This window comes from Comamonas testosteroni, from assembly GCF_000761245.1.
In the GTDB taxonomy this organism is placed as follows: Bacteria; Pseudomonadota; Gammaproteobacteria; order Burkholderiales; family Burkholderiaceae_C; genus Comamonas; species Comamonas testosteroni_C.
In genome coordinates, this window is record NZ_AWOR01000010.1 from 1 (window position 1) to 462 (window position 462).

A 462-nucleotide genomic window follows, 5' to 3' on the forward strand; every position below is an offset into this window, starting at 1 on the left:
GCCAGGCCCAGAATCAAGGGAGACACGCAAGACTTCATTGGAATTGACCTGCGTCCCAGCTTTGCAGCGATTTACCCACGGCCTGTGTGAGTTCAGGCAAGGGCATGCTGTCCGAGCCTTCGATCACGGGCTCCATGCCCAGAGTCGCTTGCAGGCGGGAGCTGGCGGCCTGCATATTGGATTGGGCCTGATACCGGCGCAGCACGGAAAGAATGGTGGCGGTCTGCTGGGAGACCCGCTCAAGCGCATTGAGCTTGTCGGCCTGCACCTGGTTGTTCACATGCTCGGACAGGCGCTGGTCCACCGAGGCAATGGTCTGCGCTCTTTCATATTGGCGCACGGCATTTGCAAACTGCAGACGCGCCACATGCAGCTGTGTCAATACCGCCATTTGGGTAGCCAGACGACGCTGATCGGCCAGTTGCACACCCGCGTCAGCCAGCTGACGCTGTGCAGGCAGAG

The 462-nt window shown here is 60.4% G+C and carries 1 pseudogene; it reads right to left on the bottom strand.

The window, feature by feature from the left end:
• Positions 1-34: 34 nt before the first annotated feature.
• Positions 35-462 (bottom strand): annotated as a pseudogene (locus tag P353_RS04120) (TolC family protein); the annotation flags it as partial.